The organism is Collimonas rhizosphaerae (assembly GCF_038896935.1).
Classification (GTDB): Bacteria; Pseudomonadota; Gammaproteobacteria; order Burkholderiales; family Burkholderiaceae_D; genus Collimonas; species Collimonas rhizosphaerae.
Map to the genome: position 1 here is coordinate 1 of NZ_JBANDC010000036.1, position 15,789 is coordinate 15,789.

The 15,789-nt window shown below is 62.1% G+C and carries 16 protein-coding genes; 4 read left to right on the forward strand and 12 right to left on the reverse strand.

The window, feature by feature from the left end; all coding sequences use genetic code 11:
* Positions 1-224: 224 nt before the first annotated feature.
* From V8G57_RS25800 to argA, 4 genes are all read right to left on the reverse strand, one after another.
* Positions 225-560 (reverse strand): hypothetical protein, encoded by a 336-nt coding sequence (locus V8G57_RS25800; protein ID WP_342831862.1) that lies wholly within the window; start codon positions 558-560, stop codon positions 225-227.
* A gap of 40 nt (positions 561-600) precedes the next feature.
* A complete protein-coding gene (locus V8G57_RS25805; protein WP_342831864.1) occupies positions 601-3,363 on the reverse strand; it encodes a M16 family metallopeptidase in 2,763 nt (920 codons plus the stop codon).
* A gap of 197 nt (positions 3,364-3,560) precedes the next feature.
* Positions 3,561-3,833, reverse strand: coding sequence for an oxidative damage protection protein (locus V8G57_RS25810; protein WP_038487255.1), 273 nt, complete (start codon positions 3,831-3,833; stop codon positions 3,561-3,563).
* Positions 3,834-3,953: 120 nt separating this feature from the next.
* Positions 3,954-5,264: an amino-acid N-acetyltransferase gene (gene argA / locus V8G57_RS25815; RefSeq protein WP_092393506.1), complete on the reverse strand. Its 1,311-nt coding sequence runs from the start codon at positions 5,262-5,264 to the stop codon at positions 3,954-3,956.
* Between the two features lie 172 nt (positions 5,265-5,436).
* Between argA and V8G57_RS25820 the strand changes: the two genes are divergently transcribed.
* Positions 5,437-5,946, forward strand: a complete 510-nt coding sequence (locus V8G57_RS25820; RefSeq protein WP_342831868.1) for a hypothetical protein — start codon at positions 5,437-5,439, stop codon at positions 5,944-5,946.
* 20 nt (positions 5,947-5,966) lie between these two features.
* Here the strand turns inward: V8G57_RS25820 and V8G57_RS25825 are convergent, their stop codons facing one another.
* Positions 5,967-6,311 carry a copper-binding protein gene (locus V8G57_RS25825; RefSeq protein ID WP_342831869.1) on the reverse strand — a complete coding sequence of 115 codons (345 nt, stop codon included), beginning with the start codon at positions 6,309-6,311 and terminating at the stop codon, positions 5,967-5,969.
* A 359-nt stretch (positions 6,312-6,670) separates the two neighbouring features.
* Here V8G57_RS25825 and V8G57_RS25830 point away from each other — a divergent pair, with 359 nt between their 5' ends.
* Positions 6,671-7,264, forward strand: coding sequence for a glycine zipper 2TM domain-containing protein (locus tag V8G57_RS25830; RefSeq protein WP_342831870.1), 594 nt, complete (start codon positions 6,671-6,673; stop codon positions 7,262-7,264).
* 70 nt (positions 7,265-7,334) lie between these two features.
* Here V8G57_RS25830 and V8G57_RS25835 read toward each other — a convergent pair whose 3' ends face one another.
* The 7 genes from V8G57_RS25835 to V8G57_RS25865 all read right to left on the reverse strand — a co-directional run bounded on the left by V8G57_RS25835 (position 7,335) and on the right by V8G57_RS25865 (position 14,508).
* Positions 7,335-7,682 (reverse strand): copper-binding protein, encoded by a 348-nt coding sequence (locus tag V8G57_RS25835; protein ID WP_092392758.1) that lies wholly within the window; start codon positions 7,680-7,682, stop codon positions 7,335-7,337.
* 26 nt (positions 7,683-7,708) lie between these two features.
* Positions 7,709-8,194, reverse strand: a complete 486-nt coding sequence (locus V8G57_RS25840; protein ID WP_092392760.1) for a cupredoxin domain-containing protein — start codon at positions 8,192-8,194, stop codon at positions 7,709-7,711.
* Between the two features lie 42 nt (positions 8,195-8,236).
* Positions 8,237-9,628, reverse strand: coding sequence for a multicopper oxidase family protein (locus V8G57_RS25845; RefSeq protein ID WP_342831872.1), 1,392 nt, complete (start codon positions 9,626-9,628; stop codon positions 8,237-8,239).
* A gap of 33 nt (positions 9,629-9,661) precedes the next feature.
* Positions 9,662-11,077, reverse strand: a complete 1,416-nt coding sequence (locus V8G57_RS25850) for a TolC family protein (protein ID WP_342831874.1) — start codon at positions 11,075-11,077, stop codon at positions 9,662-9,664.
* Positions 11,078-11,205: 128 nt separating this feature from the next.
* Positions 11,206-11,637 carry a hypothetical protein gene (locus V8G57_RS25855; protein WP_342831875.1) on the reverse strand — a complete coding sequence of 144 codons (432 nt, stop codon included), beginning with the start codon at positions 11,635-11,637 and terminating at the stop codon, positions 11,206-11,208.
* Positions 11,638-11,684: 47 nt separating this feature from the next.
* Positions 11,685-12,074, reverse strand: a complete 390-nt coding sequence (gene cueR / locus V8G57_RS25860; protein ID WP_092392768.1) for a Cu(I)-responsive transcriptional regulator — start codon at positions 12,072-12,074, stop codon at positions 11,685-11,687.
* 4 nt (positions 12,075-12,078) lie between these two features.
* Positions 12,079-14,508 carry a heavy metal translocating P-type ATPase gene (locus V8G57_RS25865; protein WP_342831877.1) on the reverse strand — a complete coding sequence of 810 codons (2,430 nt, stop codon included), beginning with the start codon at positions 14,506-14,508 and terminating at the stop codon, positions 12,079-12,081.
* A gap of 201 nt (positions 14,509-14,709) precedes the next feature.
* On the opposite strand from V8G57_RS25865, the gene V8G57_RS25870 reads away from it, so the two are divergent.
* Together V8G57_RS25870 and V8G57_RS25875 are read left to right on the forward strand one after the other, a co-directional pair.
* A complete protein-coding gene (locus tag V8G57_RS25870) occupies positions 14,710-15,315 on the forward strand; it encodes an amino acid synthesis family protein (RefSeq protein ID WP_342831879.1) in 606 nt (201 codons plus the stop codon).
* A gap of 112 nt (positions 15,316-15,427) precedes the next feature.
* On the forward strand, positions 15,428-15,625 hold the full coding sequence (locus tag V8G57_RS25875) for a heavy-metal-associated domain-containing protein (RefSeq protein ID WP_092392774.1): 198 nt from the start codon (positions 15,428-15,430) through the stop codon (positions 15,623-15,625).
* Positions 15,626-15,789 lie beyond the last annotated feature (164 nt).

Genomic DNA, 15,789 nt, shown 5'->3' on the forward strand with positions numbered 1-15,789 from the left:
TTTGCTTTCATGGGTTCCTCTCGAGGACATATTGTCCCCTATTTGAGATGTCCATCAAAGCCGGGCTACCTCAGAGTTTTTTTTCGCGGTTTTTTGCGAAAATTACTCTGACCCCATTTAACGGGCCACAGGGTACGTTCGGCGGCGTTCGACGGCCTTCGTTCGTCGTTACCTAAAACGTTTTCTACTCCGTGGATGCAAGCCGGGGGCGGCCCGGCAGCCGCTCACTTTCTTTTGCTTCGCCAAAAGAAAGTAAGCAAAGAAAAGGCGACCGCAAAGCCGTTGCCCTCCCTCCGGTCGGGTCCCCAAATGAGCCAGCGGTCAGCCGGGTGGGAAGACAAACTCGCCTTCGGCTCAAACATGTCTTCCCACAATTCCCGGCTGACCGCTGGCTCATTTGGCAACGTCCCAATGCGGAATTCAAAAGCAACCTCAACGTCAAAAACAACTTCGACGTCAAAAACAACTTCGACGTCAAAAACAACTTCAACCCTAACTTCAACGGCAACTTCAAAAGCAACGTTAACACCAAAAAAAACCGCTGCCGCACTCGCTATCAATTCGGCGAGTACGGCAGCGGTTTTGCGGGATTACTAGCTCTTACTGCTTTGCCGCCACGGCAGCATTTGCCTTGGCCTTTGCTTCATCCCGCACAATCACCACGCTGATGCGAGCCGGATCGATGTATTTGCGGAAAGCGGCGTTGACCTGTTCTACTGTCAGGGCGCTGATCTTGCCTTCTACCTGTTTGCTCCAGGCGAAGGTGCGGTCGATGTCCAGCAGCCTGGCCCAGCCGGCGCTGAGGGCGCTGTCTTGGGCGCGGGCGTTCTGGTTTTCCTGCAGGATGCCGGATTTGGCGCGGGCCAGTTCTTCTGCGCTGAAACCTTCCTTCAATGCGCGCGCCAGTTCTTCCTTGACTGCTAGGTCGACCTTGCCCAGGTTTTGCGGGGCGGCGATGGCTTGCACCGAGAACCTGCCGGCGCGGCTGATGGAGCTGATGTCGAGCGACGAACCGATGCCGTAGGACAGGCCTTCTTTCTGGCGCACGCGGTCGATCAGGCGCGATTTCAGGCCGCCGCCGCCGAACAGGTAGTTGGCCACCATCATGGCCGGGTAGTCGGCGTCGTCGTCGCGCATGTCCAGGTTCTGGCGCGCTACGTAAAAGCCGTTTTCCTTGTCCGGCGAGTTGATGGTCTTCTGCAGCGGCGCGACGTCGAAATTCTGGCGGATCACACGCTGGTAAGGCGCTGCGCTTTTCCAATCGCCGAATTCTTCCTGGACCACCTTGGTGACGGCGGCGACGTCGAAATCGCCGACGATCGCCAGCTCGCCTTGCGAGGCGCCGTAGAAGTCGTGGTGGAAGGCGCTGACCTCAGCCAGGGGAGTGGCCTGGATCGCCGCGATCTGCTGGTCCACGGTCTGCGCCGCCAGCCAGTGGCCTTGCGGATATTTGTTGAAATGCTGGGCAATGGCTTCGGCGGCCAGCGTATTCGGCTCGTTGCGCGACGCTTCCAGCCCGACCAGGGCTTCCTTGCGCAGGCGTTCGTATTCGGCCGGATCCAGGCGCGGCTGCTTGAGCACGCTGGCGGCCAGCTTCAGGGCTGCCGGCAGGTTGCTGCGCGTGGTCTGGAATTGGGTCGGGCTGCCGCTGATCTTCAGCTTGGAAAACGCGTCGGCCAGCTGTTCGCGCGTCAGCGTGGCGGTGCCGCGCATCAGCATCGCGTCCATCAATTCGGAAGCAGTCTTTTTCCCGAACAGGGTTTTTTCATCGCCCCATTGCAGGTTCAGCTTGACCGTGACGGTTTCGCCGCGTGTCTTTTTCGGCAGCAGCGCGAGCTTCAGTCCGCCCACCTGCGAACGCTGGGTGCGGGCGTCGATATTGGCTTGCGACGGATCGAAAACTTCGCCGTCGGCGACCGCCTGCTGCGGCTTGTAGTCCTTGAACAGTGCGGACAGGCTTGGCGCGGCAGGAACGTCGGCGCGCTGCAGCTGGTCTTCCGGCAGGAACAGGCCGACCGTGCGGTTGTCGCGGGTGAAGTAGTGTGCCGCCGCTGCCGCTACTTGCGCGGAGGTGACCTTGTTGGAACGGTCGCGGCCCAGGAACAGCAAGCGCCAGTCGCCCAGCGCGATGGTGCCGGACATGGCGACGCCGACTTTCTGCGGATCGTTCAGCAGCTTTTCGAAGCTGTTGGCGTTGTCCAGGCGCACGCGCTCCATTTCTTCAGGGGTCGGGGGGATTTTGGCGAATTGTTCGACGCCCTCGATCAAAGCCTGCCGGACCGGTTCGATCGGCTCGCCTTTCTTGACGACTGCTGCGATGATCTCCAGGCCCGGCGCATAACCGGTCATCTCATAGTTGAATATGGCGGTGGCCTTGCCGGTTTCCACCAGCGATTTGTGCAGGCGGCCGTTGGGCGTGTCGGCCAGGATCGTGCCGGCGTAGGACAGGGCGTCGCTGTCGGCATGCAGTTCACTCGGAATCTTGTAGGCAACGGCAACGATCTGCACGTCGCCCTGGCGCCGCACGGTGACGCTGCGTTCGCCGTCCTGGGTCGGTTCCACGGTCCAGAAATCGCGCATCTTGCGGGCCGGCTTGGGCAGCTTGCCGAAAGCCTGGCTGACCCAGGCCAGGGTCTTGGCCGAATCGAATTTGCCGGCGATCAGCAGCACCGCGTTGTCGGGCTGGTAGTAGGTGCGGTAGAAGGCTTGCAGGTTTTCTATCTTGACGTTTTCGATATCGCTGCGGTTGCCGATGGTCGGCTTGCCGTAGTTGTGCCAGTCGTAAGCCACGCCTTGCAGGCGCTTGAACAGGACGCCATACGGCGAATTTTCGCCTTGTTCGTATTCGTTGCGCACCACTGTCATTTCGCTATCCAGGTCTTTCCTGGCGATGAACGAATGCAGCATGCGGTCGGCTTCCATGTCGATCGCCCATTTCAGGTTGTCGTCGCCGGCCTGGAAGATTTCATAGTAGTTGGTGCGGTCGAGGTTGGTGGTGCCGTTGAACGACATGCCGCGCTGGCTGAAATCCTTGGGAATCGCAGGGTGGCTAGGGGTGCCCTTGAACATCAAATGTTCCAGCAGGTGCGCCATGCCGGTTTCGCCGTAGTTCTCGAAACGCGAACCGACCAGGTAAGTCATGTTGACGGTTACCGTGGGCTTGGAGGCGTCAGGGAACAGCAAGACCTTGAAGCCGTTGGCGAACTGGTATTCGGTGATGCCTTCGGCCGACGGGCCCTGGGTCACGCCGGCCGGCAGCGCGGTCGCCGCCTCGGCGACGCCGGTGAAGCCGATGCCGCAGGCAGCGGCCAGCACATAAGACAGCAAGCGGTTGGACCAGGAACGTTTACGGAATAGATGCATGAAATTTCCGATCTGTGAAGAAAAGAATCAACTAAAAAGCGGACGAAAATGTGCGCATATCCGGCGAAGGATAGTCACTTGGATCTGGTGTGGGGCTACAGCGCATGGGCCGCGACAGGATGCTACCTCCGGACAAATTAATCTTGCTTATTTTGCCACAGAGGTAGATGGGAAGAGAGATATTCCGGAGAGGCAGCTTATTCGGTCGGCGGCACGTAGCCGGTAGCAGCATCGGCGCCATCGCCGAAGAAATGCTTTTCCATCTGCGCCGCCAGGTACTTGCGGGCGCGCACATCGGCCAGGTTCAGGCGGTTTTCATTGACCAGCATGGTCTGGTGCTTGAGCCAGCCGGCCCAGGCTTCTTTCGAGACGCTTTCATAGATGCGCTTGCCCAGTTCGCCTGGATACGGCGGGAAGTCCAGTCCTTCCGCTTCTTTGTCTAGCTTGATGCAATGGATGGTGCGTGCCATGGTTTTTCCTTGTAGATATTGCGGGCCGTGCTGCCACAGGCCCGCTTGTAAGATCGGTTGAATAGAGGATAGTTCGCCGAGCGCCGGATCGTGACAGGGGCTTGAATTGGGGCGTTGATTTTATAGGGTCTTGATCAATACCAGCGATTTCCGTTGCCAGTTATACATGTGCTGGCGATCCTTGGGCAGGTCGTCGACGGTGGCATGGACGAAGCCGCGCCGCAGGAACCAGTGCGAAGTGCGGGTGGTCAGCACGAACAGCTTGGTGAAGCCGGCGGCGCGGGCCCGGCTTTCCATGTGTTTCAGGATGCGCTCGCCGTCGCCTTGCGCCTGCACTTCCGGATTGACCGTGAGGCAGGCCATTTCCGCCATTTTTTCGGTCGGGAAAGGATACAGGGCAGCGCAGCCGAAGATCACGCCGTCATGCTCGATCACCGAGAAATAGTGGATTTCGCGTTCGATCAGTTCGCGCCCGCGCTTGACCAGGGTGCCGTCGTTTTCCAGCGGTTCGATCAGCTTCAGGATGCCGCCCACGTCTTCAATCGTGGCTTCGCGCAGGCTTTCCAGGTTTTCGTAGGAAATCATGGTGCCCACGCCATCATGGGTAAACAGTTCCAGCAGGACCGAACCGTCGGTGGCGAACGGCACCACGTGGGCGCGCGGCACGCCGGCGTTACAGGCCTTGATCGCGTGCTGCAGGTAGAAGGCCGAATCGGCCGGCAGGCAGCCGCTGTCCAGCACCGCTTGCGCCTGGTGCGAAGACAGTTCGCGGATTTCTGTTTCGCCGGCGTCTTTCATCAACGGCGTTTCGCTGATGAAAATCAGCTTTTCGGCGCGCAGCGAAATCGCCGCCGCCACCGCCACGTCTTCCATGGTCAGGTTGAACGCTTCGCCGGTCGGTGAGAAACCCAGTGGCGACAGCAGCACCAGGCCGCCGGCGTTGAGGATCGGATGGATGGTGTCGTAGTCGATCTTGCGCACCACGCCGGTCAGCTGCAGGTCGGCGCCGTCGATCACGCCGAGCGGACGGGCAGTGACAAAGTTGCCTGAAATGATACGGATCGCAGCGTGCGCCATCGGCGTGTTGGGCAGGCCCTGGCTGAAAGCGGCTTCGATATCCAGGCGCAGTTCGCCGGCGGCTTCCTTGGCGCATTCCAGCGCGGCGGTGTCGGTAATCCGCAAGCCGTTGTGGAAGCGCGCTTCCACATTGCGCAGCGCCAGCTGTTCTTCGACCTGCGGCCGGGAGCCGTGCACTATCACTACCTTGATGCCTAGCGCATGCAGCAGCGACAGGTCTTGCGCCAGCACAGGCAGGGCGCCGGCGGTGACCAGTTCGCCCGGGAACGCGACCACGAAGGTCTTGCCGCGAAAGGCGTGGATATAGGGCGCGACCGAGCGCAGCCATTGTACGAATTCGTTGGGATTTTCCATTTCGCACATTATATACGGGATAAATGCAGGATAAATACAGGACATCGCATCGGCTGCAGGGATTCCGCGCTTTGCCGGCAGTTTTATTGCCGGCGTAGGGTGGGCGCAACGCGCCTGCCAGCTTTCGACGCTGCAAAACCGTCCGCGGTGCGATAATCCGGCCATGACAAACATGATGACAACACCGTCCATTACCGTGGAATTCGAAGCGGGCGACGTACAACAGCTGCTGCAGCACGCCGAAGCAGCGACCGCGCACCTGCCCTGCATGGGCGACCAGTTTGTCGCCAAATATTATGCCGGCGGCAAAGTGATCACCAAGAACGACTGGCCGGACATCAGCCAGATCGATGTCGAGAAGATCCCGCCGGCGCTGTTCCTGGTCAACGATTCCTTCCTGATGAGCAATGGCATCGATCCTCTGCAGGCCATCGCCTGCGTATACAAGAACGGCCATGTGGCATCCGAGCAGCAGAACGAAAGCGACGCCTTTGCACTAGGCTCGGAAGAGCTGCCGACCGTGACCCGGATCCTGGCCAGGGATTTTGCCGGCATCGAGACTGCGCAGAAAATCCGCATCACTTTCCAGCACGATCCGCGCAAGGGGCCGCTGGTTTCATTGGAAGTGATTCAGCCAGACGGCGAAGCGGGAGCAGCCCGGATAGTCAACCGCCGTCCTTGAGGACGGCGATCCAGGGGAGATCAGCTGGCCAGCTCCAGGCTGACTATGGTCAGCGCGCCTTCGACCTTGTCGATGGCGAACCGGACCTTGTCGCCGGGCTTGAACTGCGCCAGCATGGCCGGATCGCCAGCCTTGAACAGCATGGTCATGGCGGGCATGCCGAAATTCGGGATTTGTTCGTGCTTGAGGGTGATCTTGCCGGTGCCGGCGTCGACCTTGAGGATTTCGCCGCTCACCATCGGCAGGGCGATCTGGTCCGCCGGGGTGGTCTGCATTTCGGTGGTGTCGCTGGTGCTGGCCATGCTGGTCAGGGGCAGGCCGACGATCAGTGTGGTGAGGATGACGATTATCTGCAGGTATTGCATGGTCAGGGTCCTTTAAACTGCGCGATTCGATATCGCATTGCTAGGATGGCATAGGGCTTTCCGGGAATGATTTGTGGCATATGCGGGCGACCGGGCGCTTATCAAGCGTCGCCCTGAGGTATCGATACTCGGGTATGCGGGATAAAAAGTACCGGTTTTTTACAGCTCGTTACGAAATGCCAAAATGCTATTTGTTTGAAATGTTCGGCCTGAAATTACGTTAAACACGTGCGCGTATCGTTGCGGCAATCAAGGCTACACCATGTTTCAATTCGAAACATCTGATACACAATCCGTATGTGCTGCCCGCAAGGCCGTGAGTAGAATCAACTCAACATCAACGGTCTAAGGAGAATCAAATGGAAGCCAGCACAACCACCGCACGTTTGCACCCATTGGTCGCCGGCGCCGCCGGCTCGCTCATCTTGGTGAGCTTGCTTGGCGTCGCGGCGATTACCGGTTTCCTGCCGAGTTCCCGCGGCACTCCGGCCGCGGCGCAATCTCCGGACATCGCACAGGCAGCGCAACAGCCGCTTGCCGGCAACGGCGTGGCAGCTCCGGCAGCCGGTGCTGCGGCAACCGGCGCCCCGGTATTGGTGCAGACGGCAAACGGCTATCAATACATGCAGCCGGTGGCGGCGCCTGCCGTGGCGGGATACCAGGTTGAACCGGCCAATCCTGCGCCCAAACAGAAAACCATAGTGCATCACGTGTATCGCACCAGCAGCCCATCGTATGCGCAGAATGCGCCAGCACCGCAATACCAGGCTCCGGCTGAACCGGCCCGTCCGGTGTCGCAGGTCAGCCCGCTGGGCATCGCTACCGGCGCGGTAGTCGGCGGCTTGCTGGGGAACCAGGTCGGCAGCGGCCGCGGCCGTACGCTGGCGACAGTCGCCGGGGTTGTCGGCGGCGGTTACCTGGGCAATACGGTTGCCAAGAATTACGGCTACTGATCCCGTAGCCGGCATCTGATAAAAGAGCCCAAAGAGCCCATGCGGGCTCTTTTTTTTGTGCGGATGACTCTTACTCGACAACCTGCATTTTTGTGACGGTCAATGCGCCGTTGGCTTTTTCAGCGATGAAACCGATCTTGTCGCCCGGCTTCACCTGGTCCAGCAGCGCGGGATCGCTCACGCGGAAAACCATCGTCATCGGCGGCATGCCCAGGTTCGCCAAGGGGCCGTGCTTGATGGTGATCTTGCCGGCTTCCTTGTCGATTTTCCTGACTTCTCCGCTCGACATGGCCGCGGCATCGGCGGGCGCTGCGGTGGCCTCGGCCTGGCTTGCTTCTTGTGCGGTTGCGGAGGATGCGTGGAACGAGAGCGCCAGCGGCAACGCGCAGGCTGCAATTAAAATTGAACGGGTTTTCATGGGTTTCCTTTGTCTGGTGGACGAAATTATCTGACGACGATATGGCCGCGCATGCCGGCTTCAAAATGACCCGGCTGCAGGCAGGCGAAGTCGAACCTGCCGGCCTTGCTGAACTGCCATATCAATTCGCCGCTTTTACCTGGATCGAGCGATACCTGGTTAGGATCCGAGTGCTCCATTTCCGGGAATTTCTGCATCAGCGCGGCGTGTTCCTTCAATTCCTCGATGGATCCCAGCACCATTTCATGCTTGACCTTGCCGGAGTTCTTGACGATGAACCTGACGGTCTCGCCGCGCTTGATCGAGATGGCGGCCGGCGTGAAGCGCATCGTGTCGTTCATGTCGATCTCCATGGTTTTCGATACTTTGCCGGGGTCGCCCGGTTTGCCCATCGACGACGCATGTTCGTCATGGGTTTGCGCCGCGCCGCTGCCGGCCTCGTCGCCGTGGGCGAGGGCGTTGGCTGACAACAGCGACAGGGCCAGGCTTGAGGCGATCAAAATGGATTTCATAAAAATTCCTTTCAGTTAAAAGAGAGTGTTGTGTTGCTTTGGTTAATGGTTGTCATGCGAGCTTGGCTTGATCACCTTCAGAACCTTTTCACCTGGCTTGGCCGCCATGCGCCTGGCGTCCGGGGCCCGGGCGGCCTCCGGCATGGCCGCAGCGCCGCCTTTCCATTCGTAGGCCAGGGTGCCGGCGGGGTGCTTGTACCAGCCGGGATCCTTGTAATCGTTGGCGGCGAGACCCTTGCGTACTTTCAGCGTGGTGAACATGCCGCCCATCTCGATGCCGCCGAACGGGCCGCTGCCGGTCATCATCGGCAGGGTGTTGTCCGGCAGCGGCATTTCCATCTCGCCCATGGCGCCGCCGGTTTCTCCCATCGCCATGTAGTCCGGCACCAGCTTGTTGATCTTTGCGAGGACGTCGCGCTGGTCGACGCCGATCATGGTCGGCACGTCATGGCCCATTGCATTCATGGTGTGATGCGATTTGTGGCAATGGAAGGCCCAGTCACCGAGTTCGGTGGCGTCGAATTCAATGGCGCGCATCTGGCCGACGGCGATGTCGGTGGTGACTTCCGGCCAGCGCGAAGCCGGCGGCGTCCAGCCGCCATCGGTGCCGGCGACCACGAATTCATGGCCGTGCAGGTGGATCGGATGGTTGGTCATGGTCAGGTTGCCGACGCGGATGCGCACCCGGTCGCCCTGGCTGCACACCATCGGGTCGATGCCGGGGAAGGCGCGGCTGTTGAAGGTCCACAGGTTGAAGTCGAGCATGGTGCTGGTTTTCGGCGTGTAGCTGCCGGGATCGATGTCGTAGGCATTCAGCAGGAAACAGAAATCGCGGTCGGCGCGATGCAGGCTGGGGTCTTTCGGATGCGTGATCCAGAAGCCCATCATGCCCATCGCCATCTGCGTCATTTCATCCGCATGCGGGTGGTACATGAAGGTGCCCGGGCGTTTTGCGATGAATTCGTAGACGAAGGTCTTGCCCGGCTGGATGCCCGGCTGGGTCAGGCCGGTGACGCCGTCCATGCCGTTCGGCAGCCGCTGGCCGTGCCAATGCACGCTGGTGTGCTCGGGCAGCTTGTTGGTGACGAAGATCCGTACCCGGTCGCCTTCAACTACCTCGATGGTCGGGCCTGGCGACTGGCCGTTATAGCCCCACAGGTTGGCTTTCATGCCCGGCGCGATTTCGCGCACCACCGGTTCGGCCACCAGGTGGAATTCCTTGACGCCGTTTTTCATGCGCCAGGGCAGGGTCCAGCCGTTCAGGGTGACCACCGGATTGTAGGGCCGTCCGTTGGGTGGAGAAAGCGGCGGCTGCGTGGCCGCGCCGGCCATCGTTACGGCTTCGGGCAGGGTTGCCGCACCGGCCCGGCTGACCAGGCTGGCGCCGATGGCGACAGCGCCGGCGCCGCTCATGAAATTTCTACGTGACACCATGATGTCTATCCTTGTATTTGCATTAAGCGTTGGTTAGTCGGCAGCCGCGGCGACAGAAGCGCCGGGTTTGCTGCTGGCCGCTGTCGATGAGCGGCCGGTTTGCGCCATTTTCAGCGCCGAGTCGGCGATCCAGAAATCGCGCAGCGCTTCGATGGCGCCATTGACGCTCCGGGCTTGCTCCCTGGCGTCTGCGAGCAACGTGAAAACGCCGATCAGCATGCCGTTGTAGCGCAGCATCTGTTCATCCGAGATGCGTTTCTTGAGCGGCACGATTTCATCGCGGTAGTGGCGCGCGATGTCGTAGGAGCTGCGGTAAGCGGCATACGCTTCCCGCATTTCGGAGCGGGCGTTGACGGCCAGTTCCGCCGAGCGGTTCACGGCTTCCATGTACAGCGCTTCGGCTTTCGCCACCCGTGCGCCGCCCCAGTCGAACAGGGGAATCTCGAGCTGGATCGAATAACCGTTCTCGCGCGATGGGCCCTGGTTGTAGTTGTTGTGCATCAGGCCAAGGTCGAGGATGTTGATGAAACGCGTCGCCTTGGTCAGCCCCAGGGAGCCGGCCAGGCCGGACAGCTCGCGCCTGGCCATCATGATGTCGAGCCGGTTTTGCATGGCTTGCACTTCGATGTCAGCGATCTCTTGCGGCACTTTCGGCAAGTCCGGCAACCGCTCCGGCAACTGGAACGCGGCCTGCTTGCCCCACAGGCCGAGCAGGCGGGTCAGCTTTTCGCGTTCAGCCACCTGTGCCTGCGCCGCGCGCGCCAGCTGCACCGTGGCGTCGGCATGGAACGACTGCTCGCGTGCCTGTTCCAGCCTGCTCCAGTTGCCGGCCGCCGCCATCTTGCGCGCCAGTTCGGCGCCGGCCTCGGCGGAAACCTTGACCTGCTCCATGTATTTCACGGTTTCCTGCGCCGCCACGGCGGAGAAATAGGCGTGGCGGGTTTCGTCGGCGACCGCCAGTGCGTCGCCGGCGGCGCGGAATTGCGCCTGCTCGAAGCGGCGGCGCTCGATCTTGCTGGCGAACGGCATGGTCAGCAGGCTCATCACGGGCAGCATCAAGGAACGGTCGATTTCGATATCGCTGCCGCGGCGCAGGCGGCCGAAGGAAAACGACGGATTGGGGATGCGTCCGGCTTGCACCAGGTCCGCTTCAGCGATGCCCAGTCCGCTGTAGCTGGCTTGCAGGCCCTTGTTGTTGAGCAGCGCGATCTTGACTGCGTCGTCGACGCTCAGCGGCTTGGCCAGCAGCGGTGCGATGGTATCGGCGACGCTGGCGGCGTCGCCTTCCGACTTGACCCATTTGATATCCTGGCCGCTGCGTTCCTTGACCAGCGACTGGACCGGCGAGTAGCCGCCGTCCGGCGACAGCGAGACGCAGCCCGTCAGGACGAGCGGAAGCAGCACAGTGGCGGCATGGATCGCGCGCCTCGTAGTGAGGGTAAAAATCATGATGTCCTCGATGATGCAATGCGAATGGAATGCGGACGCGCAGGCAGGTGCGTGCCGCAAGCGGCGGCAGGATTCAGGCGTTACGGCTGCAGGCGGCGATGGCCCTGGACCGGTGCTTCAATCCTGGATCAGATGGCGAGGGAATGCGGAGGCCGTTCAAGGCCTTCGGGGAAGTACGCGGTGAATTGCTGGTCTGGCTGCGCGCCTGTTTCGAGTCCGGCTGGCAGCGGCGCCACCGGATCAAGCGTAGCGGGAGCGCTGATGGCGCTGCTCAGGCAGCAGGATGCGCAGGCGCTGCATTTGCCTGCACCGTTGTGGTGATGGGAGTCATTTGCAGGCGAATCGTTGCTTGAAGCCTGGGAAGCATCGGCGGCATGATGCTGGCTTGCCGCAAGCTGGTCATGATGATGGGCGTGCTGTCCCTGCGCCTGATGCATGTCGTGCTGGCTGGCCGGCTGATGCCCCGTGCCGCAATCGAGCATGGCGGACGATGCAAAGCCTTGCATGGGCAGAGCAAAGGCCAGGAGCCAGAGGATTGCGATCTTGAGGAAGCGGGACATGGACGCCAGTATAAGTCAGAAATAAAGGGCTAACAATGGAAGGGATGTCATTGCCGGGCAAGGCCTTCAAGGATAGGGCAATCCGGGCGGTCGTCGCCGTGGCAATGGCAGGCCAGCTGCTCCAGCGTCGCTTTCATGGCTTGCAGTTCCTTGATCTTGTCGTCCAGTTCAGTAATATGCGTCAGCGCCAGCTGCTTGACTTTGCTGCTGGGGCGCGACTGGTCCAGCCAGAGGCCGATCAGTTCGGCGATCTGTTTCATCGAGAATCCCAGCAGGCGGCCCTGGCGGATAAACCGCAGCAGGTGGATATCGCGCTCGGTATAAGTACGGTAGCCGCCGTCGCTGCGGCTGGCTTTCGGGATCAGGCCGGTTTCTTCGTAGTGCCGGATCATCTTGGCCGAGACGCCCGAGGCTTGCGCGGCATCGCCGATATTCATGGCGTTAGTCGACATGTGTGGTTTCCTTTGCAGAAGTAGGGCGCCAGCGGCGCAGCAGCAAAGCGTTGCTGACCACGCTGACGCTGCTGAACGCCATTGCCGCGCCGGCCAGCACCGGATTGAGGTAGCCCAGGGCCGCCAGCGGAATGCCGATCAGGTTGTAGATAAAGGCCCAGAACAGGTTCTGGCGAATCTTGCTGTAGGTGCGGCGCGAGATGTCGATCGCGTCCGCCACCAGGCCCGGATCGCCGCGCATCAGCGTGATGCCGGCGGCCTGCATGGCGACGTCGGTGCCGGTCGACATGGCGATGCCGACATCGGCGGCGGCCAGCGCCGGGGCATCGTTGATGCCGTCGCCGACCATGGCGACCACGGCGCCGCCGGCTTTAAGGTCGGTGATCACCCTGGCTTTCTCGGCCGGCAGGATTTCCGCGTGGATTTCGCTGATGCCCAGCTGGCGGCCGACGCTATCGGCGCTGCCGTGGTTATCGCCGCTCACCATGGCGACCCGCAGCGACAGGTGCTGCAGCTGCCGGACCGCGGCCTTGGCGGTTGGCTTGATCTCATCGCCAAAGGCCAGCAGGCCGGCCAGCGCGGGCGATCCATCGGTTCCTGCGGCGAGCCAGGATACGGTGCGGCCCTCGGCTTCCAGCTGCGCGGCCTGGCTCGCCAGAGGAGCGAGGTCGACGCCCAGTTCCTGCATCCAGCGCGAACTGCCCAGGTAGCACTGGCGGGCGCCGACGCTGGCTTGTATCCCGCGCCCGGCGACGGCCTGCACCTTGCTGGCGCTGAGCACGGCCGGCAACCCTTTTTGCTCGGCGGCGGCGATCACGGCGCGCGCCAGCGGATGTTCGCTGCCGCGTTGCACCGCCGCGGCCAGCGCCAGCAAATCATCGCTTGCATCCGGCGCGCTCGGCAGCAAGGCCAGCAGCGCCGGATGGCCGATCGTCAGGGTTCCTGTCTTATCAAAAGCCACCACGCTGATGCGATGGGCGATTTCCAGCGCTTCGGCATCCTTGATCAGGATCCCGAAGCGGGCTGCGATGCCGGTGCCGGCCATGATCGCGGTCGGCGTCGCCAGCCCCAGCGCGCAAGGGCAGGCGATCACCAGCACGGCTACCGCGTTGAGCAAGGCTTGCTGCCAGTCGCCGCTGCCCAGGCCCCAGCCCAGCAAGGTGAGGGCGGCGATCAGCAGCACCACCGGCACGAACACCGCGCTGACCTGGTCGACCAGGCGCTGGATCGGCGCCTTGGCGGCCTGCGCGTGTTCCACCATGCGGATGATGCGCGCCAGCGTGGTTTCGGTGCCGATCGCAGTGGTGTTTACCAGCAGCAAGCCGGCGCCGTTGATGGCGCCCGCGGTCACCCGGTCGTGCTGCTGTTTTTCCACCGGCAGGCTCTCGCCGGTCAGCAGGGATTCGTCGACCTGGCTGCTGCCTTCCAGGACCAGACCGTCGACGGCGATGCGTTCGCCGGCGCGCACCACCACGACATCGCCGAGTTGCAGGGCAGCGATGGCAATGTCGCGGTCGACGCCGTCGCGCCGCACCGTGGCGCGTTCCGGCCGCAATGCATTGAGCGCCCGGATGGCGTCGGCAGTCTGGCGCTTGGCGCGGGTTTCCAGCCATTTGCCGAGCAGCACCAGGGTGATGACCGCCGCCGACGCTTCAAAATACAGGTGCGCCATGGCGCCGTGCCCGGCCGCCAGCAACAGGTACAGCGACAAGCCGTAGGCGGCGCTGGTGCCGAGCGCCACCAGCAGGTCCATGTTGCCGCTGCCGGCCTTGAGCGCGCGCCAGCCGGCCCGGTAGAAACGGGCGCCGAGCCAGAACTGCACCGGCGTCGCCAGCGCCAGCTGCCACCAGCCGGGCAGGGCCCAGCCGGCGCCGAACGGCATCAGCAGCATCGGCAGCACCAGCGGCAGGGTAAACAATGCCGCAACGGCGACTGGCCACCAGCTCGGCAATACGCTCTTGGCGGCCGATGCTTCTTGCGTCGATTTGGGCAGCGAAGCTTCATAGCCCGCCGCCTTGACCGCAGCGATCAGTTTGTCGACCGGCACTACGCCGGCGGTGCCCAAGGTGGCTTTTTCGCTGGCCAGGTTGACCGCAACCGTCTGCACGCCGGCCACCTTGAGCAAGGCTTTCTCGACCCTGCCGACGCAGGAAGCGCAGCTCATGCCTTCGATATCCAGCGTGATTTCCTGCTGCCTGACCTGGTAGCCGGCTTTTTCCACCGCGGCCACCAAGGGACCGATGGTGCTTGAACCGTCGGCCTGCACGGTGGCCAGTTCAGTCGCCAGGTTGACGCTGACCTCGCGCACGCCGGCCACCTTGCGCAGCGCCTTTTCGACATGGGACACGCACGACGCGCAGCTCATGCCGTCTATCGGTAACTGGAATTCTGTCGCTGGGACTGCGCTGGTGCTGCTCATGGCGGGCTCGGTTTGCATGGTGGCGATGACTGCATGATCCACCTTCCCATGATGGGAAGGTCAAGCACAATTTTAACAGCCTGTCTTTTGCGCTGCCAAAAGCTCTACCGCATATACGCAATGCGCTATACGGCAAGGGGCTGCGGCAAGCTAGGATTCCTGTCCGCTCGATTTTCTTCAACAACTTGCCAGGAAAGCACCATGACCAAACCAGCCAATTTCGAGAATTACCATATCCGCAAGTGGTACACCCAGATCGACGATACCCTGGCCAACGAAAGCGGCGTGCTGGCCGACGGCAGCCCGCTGCGCAAGATCGTGATCGCCGCCGCGATCCACAATCCCTATGCCGGCCGTTTCAGCGACAGCCTGGAGCTGATCCTGGCCGATTCGCCGGCGCTGGGCCATGAGTTCGGCCGCCGCATCGTCGCCGCGCTGGGCCAGGACCAGGTGGAAAGTTACGGCAAGGCGTGCATCGTCGGCATCGGCGGCGAATACGAGCACGGCAACGCCTTCCTGACGCCGGCCATGGTGATGCCGATCCGCGAAGCCATCGGCGGCGGCAAGGCCTGGATCCCGTCTTCCGGCAAGCGCGGCGTGCCAGGCACCGAGCTCGATATCCCGCTGGCGCACAAGCATGCTTTGTACGTGCCGTCGCATTACGACACCGTCACCACCCGGTTTTTCGATGCGCCGAACGCCGATGAAGTCGTGGTGGCGTTCGCCGTGGCGACCCGCGGCCGCTTGCATGCGCGGCTGGGCGGTTTAAAAGCCAGTGAAATCGAAGGCAAGAACGGCCTGAACTAAGCGGTTTGCGGCGGCCGCCATTGGACCTCGGTTATTCATTGCCGGTTACTGCTTGACCTTGCTACGATGGGAAGGTCTATAGTTAAATCAGCTAACCAACGGAGCAACGGAAATGATCGAATTCAATGTGCAGGACATGACCTGCGGCCACTGCGCCGGCCGCATTACCAAAGCCATCAACGGCGTCGATGCAGACGCCAAGGTGGAGATCAAGATAGAAGGGCGGACGGTGTTGGTTGACAGCAAGGCGAGTGTAGCCGAACTGGCCGCAGCAATCAGCGATGCGGGATACACACCGAAAGTGGCTTGATATTTCCCCTCGATGAAAAAGCCGGGGGCGGGGGGGGGGGGGCGCCCCCCCCCCCCCCCCCCCCCGGGGGGGGGGGGGGGGGGGGGGGGGGGGGGGGGGGGGGGGCGCGGGGGGGCGGGCGCGGGGGGGGGGGGGGGGGGGGGGGGCGGCGCGCCGGGGGGCGG

What these genes read in the sequence shown, in the direction of transcription:
- V8G57_RS25805 (WP_342831864.1), bottom strand. Translation starts at nt 3,363, where the DNA reads ATGCATCTATTCCGTAAACGTTCCTGGTCCAACCGCTTGCTGTCTTAT.
- V8G57_RS25810 (WP_038487255.1), bottom strand. Translation starts at nt 3,833, where the DNA reads ATGGCACGCACCATCCATTGCATCAAGCTAGACAAAGAAGCGGAAGGA.
- argA (WP_092393506.1), bottom strand. Translation starts at nt 5,264, where the DNA reads ATGGAAAATCCCAACGAATTCGTACAATGGCTGCGCTCGGTCGCGCCC.
- V8G57_RS25820 (WP_342831868.1), top strand. Translation starts at nt 5,437, where the DNA reads ATGATGACAACACCGTCCATTACCGTGGAATTCGAAGCGGGCGACGTA.
- V8G57_RS25825 (WP_342831869.1), bottom strand. Translation starts at nt 6,311, where the DNA reads ATGCAATACCTGCAGATAATCGTCATCCTCACCACACTGATCGTCGGC.
- V8G57_RS25830 (WP_342831870.1), top strand. Translation starts at nt 6,671, where the DNA reads ATGGAAGCCAGCACAACCACCGCACGTTTGCACCCATTGGTCGCCGGC.
- V8G57_RS25835 (WP_092392758.1), bottom strand. Translation starts at nt 7,682, where the DNA reads ATGAAAACCCGTTCAATTTTAATTGCAGCCTGCGCGTTGCCGCTGGCG.
- V8G57_RS25840 (WP_092392760.1), bottom strand. Translation starts at nt 8,194, where the DNA reads ATGAAATCCATTTTGATCGCCTCAAGCCTGGCCCTGTCGCTGTTGTCA.
- V8G57_RS25845 (WP_342831872.1), bottom strand. Translation starts at nt 9,628, where the DNA reads ATGGTGTCACGTAGAAATTTCATGAGCGGCGCCGGCGCTGTCGCCATC.
- V8G57_RS25850 (WP_342831874.1), bottom strand. Translation starts at nt 11,077, where the DNA reads ATGATTTTTACCCTCACTACGAGGCGCGCGATCCATGCCGCCACTGTG.
- V8G57_RS25855 (WP_342831875.1), bottom strand. Translation starts at nt 11,637, where the DNA reads ATGTCCCGCTTCCTCAAGATCGCAATCCTCTGGCTCCTGGCCTTTGCT.
- cueR (WP_092392768.1), bottom strand. Translation starts at nt 12,074, where the DNA reads ATGAATATCGGCGATGCCGCGCAAGCCTCGGGCGTCTCGGCCAAGATG.
- V8G57_RS25865 (WP_342831877.1), bottom strand. Translation starts at nt 14,508, where the DNA reads ATGAGCAGCACCAGCGCAGTCCCAGCGACAGAATTCCAGTTACCGATA.
- V8G57_RS25870 (WP_342831879.1), top strand. Translation starts at nt 14,710, where the DNA reads ATGACCAAACCAGCCAATTTCGAGAATTACCATATCCGCAAGTGGTAC.
- V8G57_RS25875 (WP_092392774.1), top strand. Translation starts at nt 15,428, where the DNA reads ATGATCGAATTCAATGTGCAGGACATGACCTGCGGCCACTGCGCCGGC.